Below are 15143 nucleotides of genomic sequence, written 5' to 3'. Positions count from 1 at the left end.
AGTATTATCGCTTAATTAAAAATTAGATAATATTTGAATTAATATAACATTTCTATGTGGGGCTTGGGGAGTAATGGAACGGCCAACCGACTTAAGTATTATTAGGATCTCTTAGTGACCTTAATTTTCCATCTTTTACCTCATCAGGCATCGAGAATGAATATCGACCAAGCATATTAAAATGTGCTTTTGCAAAAGGTGATAGTCTTACTTCATCTTCTTCATTAACAGGAAAATTATCGTTCTTTAACTGATCTAGCGCTGCATCCATATAAATAGTGTTCCAATGAACCAAAACATTAAGCACAAGACCTAGTACTCCTAATTGATCTTCTTGCCCTTCGCGATAGCGCTGGTGAAGTTCTCCTCTTTTTCCATGAAAAACAGAACGTGCCAAGCTATGCCTTCCTTCTGTCAAATTCAGTTGTAATAACGTGCTACGCCGACATGATTCATCATGAATATAGTTAAGCATATGAATGGTCTTATCGATACGCCCAATTTCAGCAATCGCCTGTGCTAATCTTGTTGGTTTATCTCCCACCTGAAGCGTTCTCATAATTCCTATAGCCTGTACTCGGCCAAGTTTTAAAGATCCAACCAAATGTAACACGTCATCCCAATGAGGAATAATACGCTCAAGATTTGCACGATGTTTAGCAAGGGTGTTGAGTTTGCCATAATTGGCTAGTAGATCCACCCGCCAAAAACGAGCATCTCCTAAATCAGCTAATCGCGGACTAAAACGATATCCTAGGAGACGAAACAAGCCAAATACAATATCACTATAAGCACCTGTATCTGTCATGATACGAGTAGGTTTTAACTCTGTTTGTTGTTCTAGTACGACTTCCAAGAGAATCAAACTGTCTCGCAATGTTCCAGGTACCGTAACATCATTTAAGCCTGTTCTCTGATTTGAAAGTAAATTATACCAGGTTACGCCACGCCTTTGATTAAAGTACTTTGGGTTTGGGGCGGAGTGCAAAGAGCGAACAGGTACAACAAAACGCATCCCGTCAGCAGAAGCGATATCTCCACCACCCCATTTTTTTGCTAATTTTGATTTAGCATAGGTTTTTAACTGCTCAGCTGTATCGGAAGCCGTTAAATCAGCAAGCGTTAATTTAGCATATTTATGTGAGTAGCTACTTACGGTAACAATTCGAGCCTGATTTGCCGCTTTTAATAAGGGTAGCAATTGCGCTGCTAAGGTAAATGTCCCTAAATGGTTGGTACCCATTATTAACTCAAAACCCTCTTTATCACTTCGCAACCTCGAGCAGCCAATGCTCTTGCTGTTTCATAACCTAAACCACTATTTGCGCCCGTAATAATCGCAGTTTTTCCAGCTAAATCAGGGATATTTGCTTCGGTCCATCGCATATTGCCTAATTCCTATAAATTTTAAATAAGAATAAAAAACTATATAAAAAACTAGATTGTAAGTAAAAATATTTCTGCTTAACTAGGAAGGAGTAAAAGCATGATTCAATTACAGTTAGTTAAGATGCTTAGAAGGCTTAGCCTTCTGAAAGACGAGCTCTCTACCATAGATTGGTTAATAAATTTTTGCAATTGACTACTATACTAAATAAGAATAGTAAGTTCATTAGAGGCCATTACTATGGTTATTGACGTCCATGCCCATTGTTTTCCAAAAGAATATCTTGACGATATTGAGCATAAAGGTGCAAGCCTGGTTGATGTAGCTCGTTTTATGAAAGCCGGAGTAAAACCTAAAGAATTAGAAGCACGTGTTGCTCTGATGGATAGCGCGGGTGTAGATGTTCAGATTCTTTCTATAGTGCCGCAAGTCCCTTATTTTATAAATAAAAAGCATGCAATAAGCAGTGCTAGGATGGCTAATGATCTTTACGCGCAACTTATTACGAAATACCCACAACGTTTTCAAGCTTTTGGAATTTTTCCGCTACCTCATATTCACGAATCATTAGAAGAAATTAATCGTTGTTTTGACGAACTAGGCATGCTGGGTGTTACTATGACGACTACCGTATTGGCAAAATCTATTGTCTATGAAAAACGTTTTGAAGCAATATTTTCAGAATTAAATCGTAGGAAAGCCATTGTTTTCCTACATCCTGCTGGTTGTTGTACCGGAGAACAAACTAAAGTTTATGGGTTAACCTGGATGATTGGGGCTCCCTTTGAGGACACTTACTGTGTACTGCATTTAATATTATCTGGTATCACCACACGTTTTCCAGATATTCGATTTATTAGCACCCATCTTGGGGGTTATTTGCCTATGATCACACAACGTATTGATAATTTATATACAGATTGGGGCGAAGGCGAAATAAAAGGAAAGCCCAGTGATTTTATAAAAAAATTTTGGTTCGATACAGTAGCTCATGGGCATATTCCAGCCTTGCAAAATGCCGCAAGTGTTTATCCAGCCGATCATTTACTCTTAGGAACAGATTATCCTTATGCGAATGAAGATAAATATATTAAAGCGGTACAATACATAAGGGAAGCAAAGCTTTCAAAAAATCTTGCTAGAAAAATTTTAAGTGATAATGCCCAAAACTTATTTAAAATATAGTTAAAACAATAAATTATTCATCGTCATGCACGTTAGTCAAGATTTCCTAGTGAATTGCTTATTACTAATCGACCTCAAGTTATTAATGAACGTCTTGAATTTGGTCACTGGGAAGGTGACCTTATGATGTTTAAGCGAGGTATTAAAAGTAACTTACTGACGTTAAGGGAAAGAAAGACACGCTATTTAATTGCCATCAAAAATGAGAATAAAACAGCAAGAGCTACCGCATTAGCGCTTATCTCAACTGTCAAATCAATTAAGTCTGCTATTAAAACAATCACCTTTGATCAAGGCTCTGAATTTCAAAACTATCGATGGATTAAAGACTGCTTAGACGTAAGCATTTATTTTTGTCATCCAGCCGCACCTCATGAAAAAGGTTGTATTGAAAATGGTAATGGTATTTTACGAGTTGAGCTGCCAAGGCAAACCAATATTGACGTTATAAAGTCACATGAAATTAATCAACTCACATATTAGATTAACAATAGACCATTAAAATATTTAGATTATCAAACACCCGCTGAATTATTTCAGTAGAATCTAAATCATGCAAATTAGTAATTAGATAGCTGAGTCTGTGATAATATGCCAGACTTATTAACAGTAAGCATTATTTGATGAAGTAAAATAGCGGCTTACAGAAGGGATTTGTTGCACTTCGACTAAGATTCTCCAAAATCTTTACTAAGTCTGATTACTCTGCTAATCAGACTTAAGGAAATAATCCTAATCGCGAATTCAACTCGCTAATACAACACTACTAATCACTGTTCTTAATTCGATAGAATTTACATTCTACACCATGCCCAAGTCCATCTTTATAGTAATGCATTCCACATTTTTCCATCACACGGTGTGATGCTTTGTGCTCTAGGGGAGCAAAAGCAACAATAAAATCAGCTTTGATATTTTTCTTACTCCAATTAAGAAGACCTTTTAAAGCCTCAGAGGCATAATTCATTCCCCAAAATTTTCTTGCTATTAGGTATCCAACTTCAATTTCTCCAGTCTCTATGGGACCGAAACCACAACGCCCAATAAATTCATTAGATTCCTTATTAAATATGACAAAACAAGGAAGTCCATATTCTTTATAAAAACCTATAAACTGATTAATTCTTTGCTTTGTTTGCGCCTTCGATTGCACCCCATCAGGAAAATACTTTCTCACTTCTGGATCTAAATTTAATTCAGCCACAAGATTTAAATCTTCCTCTCTTATCAAACGCAATATTGTGCGTTGAGTTTCAATTTCTAATGGCATAGTGTATTTTCCATCATTTACTGACATACTAAGGTTCTACTAAAGTAATCTCTATTCGCTCTTTACCACCACCGATATTTTTTCTTTTTAAATAAACAAATCCTACTTCAGCAGTTGATTTAACATGCGTTCCGCCACAAGGTACTTTAGAAAAACCTTCTATTTCCCAGAAACGTCTTAGATTCGCTTCATCTGAAAAACCTGTCTTAATGGGCATGTCAGCAAATATAATTTTATTATAATCAATTAGTAATTCTTCAAAAATACTCGCAATATTCTTATCATAGAAAAAATCTATTCGAACCTTAGATTCTGCAATATGTGAACCAATTTTTTCAGCACCGAGCTTTCTTGTAACTAACTCTAAAATCAATTCTGCAGCAAAATGTAATCGCATTAATTTATATCTTCGAGGCCAGTCAATTTTTAACGTAACATCATCACCAGCTGATAATCCATGTCCTTCGTTTAGTATATAATAAATAAATTTATCTTCTATTTCAGATTGAATGACTAGGTGGCCATTAATATAAGCTTTATCACTTTCCTGGCCACCAGAAAATGAGAAAGCTATCGTTTCTTTTAATAAAATCCTATTGCCTTCAACGCTGGTAACTTTAGTCTTTAAGATATGTTGATAAGGATTATCCCAAAAAATTTTACGCATTTTACATCCCTTTAATTGCTAACTATCCTTTGCTTGCTTTAGCTAAAACTGGAATTAATTTATTTAGTCGTGAAATGGTTGGTAATACTTGCATTACCTGCTCTATACCTATATTTATTTGTTCTAATACGCCACTATTGCATGCACGCTCTAAATTATATATTAACCAATTTATCCAGTTTCCTAACACGCCATAAAAGGATACTTCAAATGATTCTTGATCAATAATACCGCCAGAATTGATATAAGCCTCTATCATTTTATTAAATAGACTTATATTAAACTTTGTTGTAATACCACTCCAATCTAAGCTAGCATTCACAATTTCATAAGTTGGATTTAGCTTTCGTGCAGACTCCCAATCAATTAGTATAGGTCTGCCTAACTCATTCCATAAAACATTCTTTTGATCTAAATCACCATGACTTACAACAGTATATTGTCTAAGGGTAATTATTGACTGTTGATACGTTTCATTAACTTTTATTAAATCATTAAGCTGCTTCTTTAGAAGACTAGAAAATGGACATTTATATTCAAAGGATTTTTGAGCTAATTGGATAATTTCATCGCTCTTATGAATATCAAATTGTGGTGCTATAAGCGCTGGTATATTTAAGTTTATTTGATGTAGCTTCGCTAAAATAGTCGAAATTTGCAGGGCCTGAGGCTCATATATCGCGTCTTTATCAAGCGATTTAGCAGCTATCCAAGGATAAACTAAAAACCCCTTACCCTTATCTATAAATAAATAGTTGTCTAAATGCTTTATAGCGCAAACAGCGGGAATTCCTCTTTCAATAAAAGCAGATGCAATTTCTTCGGTAAGATTATAATTATCAATTATAAGTTGATTCGTAAGGTTAATGTCCTTTGTTAATTCTTTAATAGCATACACGCCCTCTTTAGTTTTAAGGTACCACATTTTATGTAGTAAACCGCCATAAACTCTTATAGGAGGCTCTACCAATTTCCCAAATCCGAAGTATGAGCAAATTGCTTTTATATTTTCATTATTCAAAAGTTACCTCTAATACATAATTTCGCTAAATATTGATATGGGTTTTTATTCTTGTCAAAAAGCGTGTGCTTAATTGAAAATTTAAATTAATAGTTAATATGTATTTAATTTCTGTAATATAACTCCACTCGCTTTTCACAAGTTGTTTTTTACTATATCTGATAAGTATGCTAATCAAAATTAGCTGCTCAGGTGTGCTTGAGAATACCTATGAACGTTATTTTAGGCTTTGTTCTATTTTTGCCTTTTTTATAATTTCCTCAATAAAAGAAGCCTTCCTACTTGAATATATTAATAACGTATCTTCTCCAGAATTCAATATATCTTTTTTAAGTGAGCTATACGTCCTAGCAGCATCTAAGTGATTAATAAGGTAATCGCGAAATAAAATATTATTTATCCATATTTCGCTTTGATAACGACATAACGCAATATTAAAATTATTTTTACTACGCTTTCTGAAATAGAGTCTACCTAGAACATTGGCCTCACCAAAAAATTCATAATCTAAATTGATTAAGTCATTACAAATGGATTCTTTATTTTCCCAATCGTCTAGACCAATCATAATATCTACTATAGGTTTTGTATAAATATTAGGGATACTTGTACTGCCAATATGTTCAACATGCATGAACTCAATATTGTTTTTAATGCGATTGACTTCAGACTTGTAAATTTGACGCCATTTAGGATTGAAAGGAACTAAACTGACTTTTTCATCTATGTTACCTACATTGTTCATTTTTGATTTGTTCACTTGTTAAGTAATTTAATACTTTCCTATATGTAATTAATATTTAATAAGTGATTTATTTATGCACTGTCTTTGAAATAAAAACACCGATTATATAGAAGCTATCATCTACTTCCTTTAACTTTGCTTTTGCTGCTTGGAAGGTAGTTCCTGTTGTTAAGACATCATCAAAAATAACAATTTTTTTGCTTTTTAGATGTTGGGTAAAACGTCTATCAATAATTAGGTTGTTAAGCTTTTCGTTAATGTTTCTTTTGTTAGACTTTCTACTGCTTTCAACGGTTTGTTTAACATCAAACGCGTCAAACCAATTAAACTCAGGAATTTTTTCTTTTACTAATGATAAAATTTTTTGAAGTCTATCATCATAAAATTTGTCTGTTTTTGCTTTAGATGAATAAGCTGGTATCCATAAGTACTCCTCTATCAATCTTTTATGCTTATTAATGGTATTGACCAACCATGATGAAACTTCTCTTAATCCTTTTTCCTTGTAATAAAGACGATTAGGGTTTTTCTCTAGTTCTTCTTTAGAAATTTTGATGTTTACAATGGTTTGCTTCTCATGGCTTTTATTTAAATCAGAGTTTGGCTCGTAGTGCATATAATAAAAGCAATCATCATCTTCTGATAAGGCAAAACGATTTTGCTCAATTTCCCAGCTTTCTAGCTGGATTAAGTTATACATGGCTTATAAGTTATTTAAGATGTCTTGTATATCTTTAACCCGTATTGCGCCTAAATCTTCAAATTTTTGAGGCCAGGTTAACTGTTGGTTTTCAAAATTATTATTCAAAATAAATAATTTTCGCCCTTGTTTAAGCGCGGCTTTCGCTTGCTTTAACGAACCAGACGTATTACTTGCTTCCACAATAATGGTCGCTTCACTAATTGCTGACATGGTTTTATTGCGCTCAGGAAAATTAAAGCGATTGGATTTGGGGTTTCCTTTTTCATAGCGAATAATCGGTACTTGAGAAATAAGTAAATGATGTTTAGCAATCTCTTCTTGTAAAGCACGATTTTGTGGCGGGTAAAAATGGGTAATGGGAGTACCAATCACCGCAATTGTTCTTCCACCTAATTGAATAGCGGCTGTATGAGCCGCTGTATCGATCCCTGCAGCAAGGCCAGAAATAATTGTAAAATCATGTTCAACCAGCGTTTTAACTAATTTTTTAGTTCTTACCCTTCCTTCTTCAGACGCAGCTCTTGCACCAACAATAGCCAGTCCCCTTGTATGCAAGAGATCAAGATTGCCGCGATAATATAAAAGTGGCAAGGGATATTCAGCGTCATTAAGTTTAGATAAATAATCTGCAGTTCCACGCATAAAAACATTAAAATCAGCGACCTTCTTTCTTTTAATTTCTGTATATACGCGATTAAAATAACCTTCTGCGGTGGTTTTATCTACTAAATCAATTAAATGCTCTGCATTACTTACTTTCATTAAATCAACAAGCTGCTTATAAGAGGATACTTTTTCATCAAGCAAGTATTCGTAAGAGCCAATTTCTAATGAAGGTGAAATAGCAAACATTTGTATTCTCTAAGTTAAAAGAAATAATTATCTTATTTATGATTCTATTTTAATCATCAGTGAATGTCATTAATCAATGCAATTAATTAAGCATATTAAATCATAAGGCCATGTTCGACTTTTTAAGAATTAACTTTTCAAGAAATTGCCGTTCCACCATCTTCGCCGCCATTTTAAAATCAATGTTTCTTTACGTATACCAGCTTTTCCATAGGGATCTTCGGATGCAAATTTTTCAGCTTCAGCACGGTCTTCAGTATCAATTAAACTGATACCTCCAATGACTGTTGTACCGTCATCATCAAGTAAAGCTCCAGAAGCAAGTAATTTGTCCCCTATACTTCGTAAATGCTCACGATGAGCTTCACGTATTTGTTCTCGTTTAGAATCCATGTTATTAAAATCACGTGCGTAAATTAGGTAAGGCATACTAATCCTTAGAGTGGTGCTTGTTGTAACTGCTATATATTGAATAACATTGAGTGACACAACGTTTTGATGTAATTTTTGGTTCGCTAATACAGGAGTAACGCTATGTCAATTGAAGACTTTATCATTACTGTGTATTGCTTGGTAGATATTTAATTTAAAAAGATCGTCAAAAAAGAGCCATTGAAGCAAAGAGGTTTTGCCTCAAAACTCTCAGTAGTGAAGTGATTCCAATAGATATAGTCGGTGAATTTTTAGGTAAAGATACTGATACAAGTATTTGGCAGTATTTTAAAGAACATTAGCTCAGTTGGCTTCCTGGTCTTGGCATCCATATAAATGATGCTAAACAATCAGCAAACTTATGGCGAATTAAGCAAAAAACACACGCTACTTTTCAGTGCAAAATGGCGCTCTGTCTAATTAGTTTCATATGGCCGACGGACTGCCTATTCTAGGCTGTTATTTTAAACGATCAGCAGCTAGTGTTCTTCTAATCACTATCTTAATTCAAAAGAAAATATTTGAGTCATGGCAGACGAGTAAAGTAATGCAAAAAAACTTTGAGTTATTTTTATCAAAATTAAATCCTAAATCCCTTGATTCATCTAAAAAAATAGACATAAGAAAATTATTATTTTTATAATAAGTAATTTTAACAAATTACCTATAACCTTACACTAAAAAATGATAGCTATAGGCATTAATTTATATCGTTAATATGAATCAATCTCAAACGCGCAATTGACTTGCGCTATAAATTTTAAATTAAGTTAGCCTAAATAAAACGAGCAAAAAAATCTAAAGAAGTATTAAGAGGGCTATTGCATAGCCAGCACACCTTTCGCATTATTCACATATGCCCTTCTCTTCCTTTATCCATCAGTATTTTAAGGGCTTGCTGCTAATTTATTTGCATAAAACGGCGATGAAGAAATGATGAAGTTTTTGGTGAAGATAAAAATAAAGCAAAGTCCTTATTATTCCTGACCTCTAGCGTCGATGTCTCATCATGTTCATCACAAACTTCATCACATCTTCACCACACCAATTGAGATTTATGACTGATTTTTAAGCGAAGTCGCTTGAAGTTCGCTATATTTTGTATCTGCTGCACGCTGTAATTTCTCAAAATCCTCTCGATTTAACTTTAACAATTCACTGGATAACTTCTTAATAAGGGCGTTCATCTGAATAATGAGTTGATGACAATATTTTTCGACAGCGTCATGTTCTCTAACCTCTCCTCGTTCATTTAACGTTTGATGGAGTCCCACTTGAATTAATTGATTAACAAGATTAGACAGTGAAACTTTATTTTTTATTGCAAGCGCCGCGAGGCAGTGATGTAAATTTTCAGGCAATGAAATCGTTAAACGTGACATGGAAAAAACTCCTGGTTTATAGTTCTAATTCTTTGAATAGTTCTTTATTAATTTCTACTCTTCCTGTTTTAATTTCTTGCTCTTCTGTCTTCATTTTTAAAGTCATTATTTTTGATAATTCTGGCGATTCTATTTGAATTTTTTTATCAATAATTGATTGAAGCGATAGTTGATTAGAGTGATTAAATCGTTTTTCATGTTGAGCTAACTGGCTACTAGAAGTTATATCAAGCGAAGCTGGCTTAAGAGATGAGTTTTTTTCAATTGCTTCAATCAATTTTTCTTTATCATCTGTGACCAAAATCATACCATGAATAGCTCTTGAAATTTGAACATAGAAATTATTAAGGGTGGTCCCAAACCGATGAAAGGACTCCATTAAGCCTATACCAAACGGTGCATCTTTTCCTTGAACTTTGTAGTTAGTCAAAACATAGCTGTAATCGAGATGGTTTAAAGCGGGATGTGTTTTTTCAAGTGTTAAGGAGCGTCCTTCTTTCGTGATAAAATGAAGCGCGTCTTTATTAATTGCTACCAGTGTTGCGCCCTGCCCGTTACGGATTTCATGTGCTTTAAAATTACGTGTCCACATGACTTTATCGCCCTCTAAAAGCTCTAAGGGTTTTGCTTCATACACTTCAATAAGACGCTCCAAAGGAGCGGTATGCGTTTTATAGCTCGGTAAGTTTTTCAAATTAAATTTAATTAACCTACCCTGTTTGTCTGTTAGTGGTAATACATTATCTTCTCGATGTCTTTTAGTGATGTCGCCCACCGTATAATACTGGCCTGATGCAATTTTATGTCGTTTAAAATCTTGGTTAAAGCGGACCATGTCACCTTTTTTATAATAGGCCACAAATCGCTGCTGTATAGGTTCAATTGTTTTTGCTTTAAGGGTCATTTGACTAAAAGGCTTGCTACTTAAGGTACCCTCTTCTTTTAAGCCCTCCCGAAGCAACGTTGTAATGGACTCACGATTGGCGTGCGTGGGTGCAAAAAGCAAGGTCTTCTCTCGAGCATCCGGTGTTAAAGAGAGCCAATGATTGGCAATCCAAGTAACTCGCTTTTCATGGGTTGCTCGCGTTTTAACCTCAAGATTATTTAATGCGGCTTTCACGTCGCCTTTCGTTGCTGACATAACCGCTTCTTTAAGCACCTCATTCTTTTGCCGTACTATTTCATCCATGATAGTTGTCTCAATACCATATTCTTGAGTTAGCCCAAAAAGGCGCCCTGCATTCACACTCGGTAATTGGCCTTATCCCCGACTAATACGAGTCTTGCACCAGTGCGTTCAATGTGTTTAATGAGTTCATGACCTTGCTGCGAGGACAACATCGAGGCTTCATCGATAATAAAAATTGTTTTAGCTAAAGAAGCAGCTTTTGCGGTCTTTAATTCTTGATGCACCAGTGGAAAGACATCGGTTTTAATGCCTGCTTTCTCTTGCAACTCAAAGGCTGCCGAGCTTGCAACAGTAATACCCTGAAGCGCATAACCTCGTGCTTTAATCAATAAGCTCGCTTCCGCAAGCATGGACGTCTTTGCAACCCCTGCATAACCTTGGATTGCTAGATAACGGTCCTTGCTGGTTAGTAATACACGCATCGCTTCAATCTGCGAGTTTGTCATAGGATATGACAATAAGGGTGCTCGCTCTTTTTGAAACGCTTTTACGGTGCCAAGCGTGCTTATGGCAGCAATTGTCTCTTTGTTGCGCTCAATACGTGCAATTGTTTCTGCCTCCAACGTCAAAAGCCAAGGGGTGGTTAACTTTTTTTCACCACTGTCAGGGCATCTCGCTTCATACAATGAATGTTGCTTTATTTGCTGATTAATGGCTTTAATGATTGCTTGTTGCGAAACGGCTTTAGGATAAATAAGGCTATGTTTCATCGCCTCTATAAGTAGCACTCTTTCTGAAAAAATAGACGTTCGCTGACTTAACGTTTCTGTTGCAACATGAAGACAGGCGAAAGCCGCGTCGAGCTCTGAAGGTTTTGTAGTTTTTTTGAGCGCGTTAACGATGGATATCAGTTTATCTTTCATGCCTGAAAACCAAGAAACCGGTGGTTCTCTATCTCTATTTTGCATAAAAGCCTTCGCGTCAAACCCTAAATCGTTTGCGCGTTGTTGCCAGTCTTTAACGAGTAATTCTAAGTCGTGTTCCTCTTTCGTATTGCGCGTTAGCAACGTTGCAGTTGAGGCACTTTTTGCGCCTTGCCATCCTTTTTCATTAAGGAGACTTGTAATATCTTCACGTCTTCTTGAAAACGCTTTTAAAACATGTTCAGGCACCCCATCAATTTCAAATAATCCATGACCGGTTAATCGTAAATGAAAGCCTTGTTCCTTGAGTGAATTTGCTAAATATTGGCGGTAAATTAAACCACAGTAATGTGCATTGTTTTGAATCTGCTCAATGACGCCCTGGTTTCTTGTTGTATCACTGGCAAGCGAGCGTGCCTTACCTTTATGAAAGGTAATATTCATAGTAACGCAATGCGTATGTAAGGCGGGATCATTAGCACGCGAACTAGGTTGTCTAAACGCGGCTACCACTAAATTATTCGTTTTCTCAAAAGAAACTAGGCCGCTTTGCGAAATTCTAGTTTGAGCAAATTCTTTTTCAATTTGTTGGATGGTAAATTGCACCGCTTTATCGTGAAATTGAATTAACTCAGGGGCCACGCCTAATCCAATTAGAAGGGATACACTTTTAGGCGCTGAAAAGGTCATATCAAATCCTGGGCGATGCTCACCTTTGAGATTTTGTAAAACCTGGCCATCAGGAAGCTTACCTTCTAATAAAGCAAGCATTTGCTCTTTAAATACCACGCCAGTTAGATTAAGACTCTTGCTCCCCTGCCCTAACCACTGCATGGCTGTTGCGTCCCCTGCGTAGTAATTAAATGCTTGCGTATAATAGTCAGCAGCACTTGCGGCTGATTTAAGTGGCTGTATACTTAACATCAACGCTCCTTTTCTTACACTTCAAATTCCATAACAGCCGGCTTTTCTTTAGAAAGCTCAAACGAATCTATTAACGCGTCAAAGGTGTTATTTACAACAGCTTTTTGTTGTAAGTCTTCATCCGCAGGCACTTTGCGGGCCACAAACCCTTTCAAAAGAAGAGGTCGGTTTTTAGGCTGAAGTTTGAGCTGGGTCACAGGGTAGCTTCCTGGCAAGCGCACAAAACAATGTAAATTTTCTAATTCTAAAATTTGTGGGTAAGATACGATGGGACGCGTACTCCGCTGGTTGCCAAGTGAGATGCCATCACGAATACTGTTAGCGCCATAGGAATAATTTTCTCGAAATTCCTCAATGTCTTCTTCACCTAGTTCACTTGAAACAAGTCTTGCCATCTCACTGCTAGGACTTCTGAAAAAAAAGCGTGTGTTTAGTAAATCAAAAATCTCTTTGCTGCCTGCTTGCCCATAAACTTTCGTCAGTTGAGAAAAGCTTTGCATGCCTAGCAGAAAGCAACCACCAAATTTTCTAACTTCAGCAATAGTTTCACCAAGGAGTGGCAGTTTGTGAAGGCTAGGTAATTCATCACAAATAAACCAAATACGGCGATGTGAATTTGGTGTAAGACTTAATAACGTTAAAGACGCCATCGCTAGCCACATCGAAATTAATGGCTTTAATGAATTATGATTCTCACCGTTAGATGAAATAAAAAGCCAACCTTTAGAGCTCTCATTGGTAATATAATCATGAATAGAAAAAGGAGGTGCATCCTTTAAATTTAACCCTGATAAATTTTTAAGGGATTTTAAGTAAGTTGTTATGACTGAGCGAATGGAAAAAGCTGTTTTTTCAATTCTACCGCTGACTAAGGTTGCAGCAGCAGTGCCTTTAAGATAATTCTCTAAATAGGAAAACTCATCGGTCAACAATAATTTAAGTAGTTTTTCAAGCGAGCGGTCTTTATCATGGCGCATTTTTACAGCACTACTTACAAAGACAGTTCTGGCTGCCCTATTCCAAAATGAATCTGATTCCTCAAGTATCGGAATAAGGCTTTCTGCCATATTCTCAAAATCTGAATCGCGAGGTGCCTCACGCCACATATCCCAATTGGCGCATCGCTCATCAAATGGATTTAAAATCACATCTTCATGTGCGTCGTAATAATGCGGAATAAAAGCACAACCCTTGTCATAAACAATGACTCTATCACCTCTTTGACGCAACGCATCCATGATTTTCATAATGAGCTGACTTTTACCAGTACCTACTGTTCCATGAATTAAAAGATGTTGTACTTCAGAGTCTCTAATGAGTGGAAATCCATCAATTCTGATATCTGATTGCTCATCATTCTCAATAATTTTCTTAATCAAGTTTTCTCTCGAATCTATGCGACTTCCGCGAATAAATTGATTTCTCCGCTGCTCTTTTCCCCTATAAATAAAATAGACGGTAAGGCCAAGTCCGAAAATAAATGAAAGTGCAAAGGCCGCTAATGCAGATTGAGCTAATAACTTAACCATATGATTTGCATTTTCTTTGTAATAAGGGTACTGAAGAATAGTTTCTACGGTCTGCTGATAATTGGCACCCTGAAATGAAAGATTAAATGTATGTCTTTGGCCTATAAGATTTAAAAAAGAAGAACTATAGTAAGCCAGTGCTTGATAAAGCTTTTCTAAAGGCGTAACTAACCAAGTAATTAGGCTCGTTAATACTACCCAGAGAAAAAGACAAACCCATAATAATGTTTTCGTAATTTGATCCCACATCCGAAGGTTATGAAAACTGATTTGTCCGCCACGGGTATAGTGTTTAAAATTAGGTTCATCACGCACGGTGTTTAACTCCTTATCCTTTTTCAAGCAAAGCAGTAGCTACCACTGCTTTAAAAATGGTTAAAAAACTAGCTATAAATTTAAAGAGCTATTCGATAGATAGCTTATTTCCTTTACTAAAGTAATGATTGAAAATAGAGAAAATTGTGCTAATTCCTATACGATTTAATTCCATTTTTACAAAAAAATAAGTTGCAGCAAGGCTTCCAAAAAATGAAAAGACAATCATCATAAATATCGCAGCCGATTCACTGTAACTTCCAAATAAGGTGCATAAAAAAATAAAAAATCCAAAAAATAGATAGGTAATGTGCTTGAATTTTCTAGCTAGCAAAGCGCCTGTTTTAAGTTTGCTTTCCAAGTGATAACAAAAAAGAATGAAAAAATTGATAGAAGGTGAAAGCAAGAGCATGGCACCAAAACTAAAAAAAAATGCGAGCATCATTGACTCTCTTATGACTTGAGATGCTGGCTCGCTTGCTAGTCCTCCATTAGAAGGGTGAGTAAGGCCTGCATAAGCAATAGTGATTGAAACGATTAGCCAAATTTTCCAAAGCCCACTAACGAATAACTTTAATAATCTCAAATAATATATTTTGGCAGGAATAATATCAGGATTAAGATGTTTTATTGTTTCAATATCCTCACTAATTAGTTCCCTTAACCTTTGATGTGTCAT

The 15143-nt window shown here is 35.7% G+C and carries 14 protein-coding genes and 1 pseudogene; 2 read left to right on the top strand and 13 right to left on the bottom strand.

The features are described 5' to 3' along the window. Positions 1–91: 91 nt before the first annotated feature. The gene (locus ACNVED_RS16510; protein WP_419421514.1) at positions 92–1243 is read right to left on the bottom strand and encodes a Tn3 family transposase; all 1152 of its coding nucleotides are present in this window, start codon (positions 1241–1243) and stop codon (positions 92–94) included. Between the two features lie 2 nt (positions 1244–1245). Continuing rightward, complete coding sequence (locus tag ACNVED_RS16505; RefSeq protein ID WP_419421513.1) at positions 1246–1386, bottom strand: SDR family NAD(P)-dependent oxidoreductase; 141 nt, start codon at positions 1384–1386, stop codon at positions 1246–1248. Positions 1387–1627: 241 nt separating this feature from the next. Here ACNVED_RS16505 and ACNVED_RS16500 point away from each other — a divergent pair, with 241 nt between their 5' ends. Together ACNVED_RS16500 and ACNVED_RS16495 are read left to right on the top strand one after the other, a co-directional pair. Beyond that, positions 1628–2572, top strand: a complete 945-nt coding sequence (locus tag ACNVED_RS16500) for an amidohydrolase family protein (RefSeq protein ID WP_419421512.1) — start codon at positions 1628–1630, stop codon at positions 2570–2572. Between the two features lie 54 nt (positions 2573–2626). Next, complete coding sequence (locus ACNVED_RS16495) at positions 2627–3055, top strand: IS30 family transposase (RefSeq protein WP_419421511.1); 429 nt, start codon at positions 2627–2629, stop codon at positions 3053–3055. 283 nt (positions 3056–3338) lie between these two features. On the opposite strand, the gene ACNVED_RS16490 is transcribed toward ACNVED_RS16495, so the two are convergent. The 11 genes and pseudogenes from ACNVED_RS16490 to ACNVED_RS16440 form a co-directional block, all read right to left on the bottom strand. Next, positions 3339–3869: a GNAT family N-acetyltransferase gene (locus tag ACNVED_RS16490; RefSeq protein WP_419421510.1), complete on the bottom strand. Its 531-nt coding sequence runs from the start codon at positions 3867–3869 to the stop codon at positions 3339–3341. Between the two features lies 1 nt (position 3870). After that, positions 3871–4509: an alanyl-tRNA editing protein gene (locus tag ACNVED_RS16485; protein WP_419421509.1), complete on the bottom strand. Its 639-nt coding sequence runs from the start codon at positions 4507–4509 to the stop codon at positions 3871–3873. A gap of 22 nt (positions 4510–4531) precedes the next feature. Next, entirely contained in the window at positions 4532–5530 is a 999-nt protein-coding gene (locus ACNVED_RS16480; RefSeq protein WP_419421508.1) for a phosphotransferase, read from the bottom strand. Between the two features lie 217 nt (positions 5531–5747). Beyond that, complete coding sequence (locus tag ACNVED_RS16475; RefSeq protein ID WP_419421507.1) at positions 5748–6275, bottom strand: GrpB family protein; 528 nt, start codon at positions 6273–6275, stop codon at positions 5748–5750. A 67-nt stretch (positions 6276–6342) separates the two neighbouring features. After that, positions 6343–6975 (bottom strand): phosphoribosyltransferase, encoded by a 633-nt coding sequence (locus ACNVED_RS16470; RefSeq protein ID WP_419421506.1) that lies wholly within the window; start codon positions 6973–6975, stop codon positions 6343–6345. A 3-nt stretch (positions 6976–6978) separates the two neighbouring features. Beyond that, positions 6979–7830: a DNA-processing protein DprA gene (locus ACNVED_RS16465; RefSeq protein WP_419421577.1), complete on the bottom strand. Its 852-nt coding sequence runs from the start codon at positions 7828–7830 to the stop codon at positions 6979–6981. Between the two features lie 129 nt (positions 7831–7959). After that, the gene (locus tag ACNVED_RS16460) at positions 7960–8259 is read right to left on the bottom strand and encodes a YciI family protein (RefSeq protein ID WP_419421576.1); all 300 of its coding nucleotides are present in this window, start codon (positions 8257–8259) and stop codon (positions 7960–7962) included. 1058 nt (positions 8260–9317) lie between these two features. After that, a complete protein-coding gene (locus ACNVED_RS16455) occupies positions 9318–9644 on the bottom strand; it encodes a hypothetical protein (protein ID WP_419421575.1) in 327 nt (108 codons plus the stop codon). A 16-nt stretch (positions 9645–9660) separates the two neighbouring features. After that, positions 9661–12620: pseudogene (gene mobF, locus ACNVED_RS16450) on the bottom strand (MobF family relaxase). 14 nt (positions 12621–12634) lie between these two features. Beyond that, positions 12635–14464, bottom strand: a complete 1830-nt coding sequence (traD, locus tag ACNVED_RS16445) for a type IV conjugative transfer system coupling protein TraD (RefSeq protein ID WP_419421574.1) — start codon at positions 14462–14464, stop codon at positions 12635–12637. An 88-nt stretch (positions 14465–14552) separates the two neighbouring features. Next, entirely contained in the window at positions 14553–15143 is a 591-nt protein-coding gene (locus ACNVED_RS16440) for a hypothetical protein (RefSeq protein WP_419421573.1), read from the bottom strand.

Origin of the sequence: Legionella sp. D16C41 (assembly GCF_048541585.1) — a bacterium.
Lineage (GTDB): Bacteria > Pseudomonadota > Gammaproteobacteria > Legionellales > Legionellaceae > Legionella_C.
Note: the sequence above shows the minus strand (reverse complement) of the source record. Positions and strands in the feature narration are given on the sequence as shown.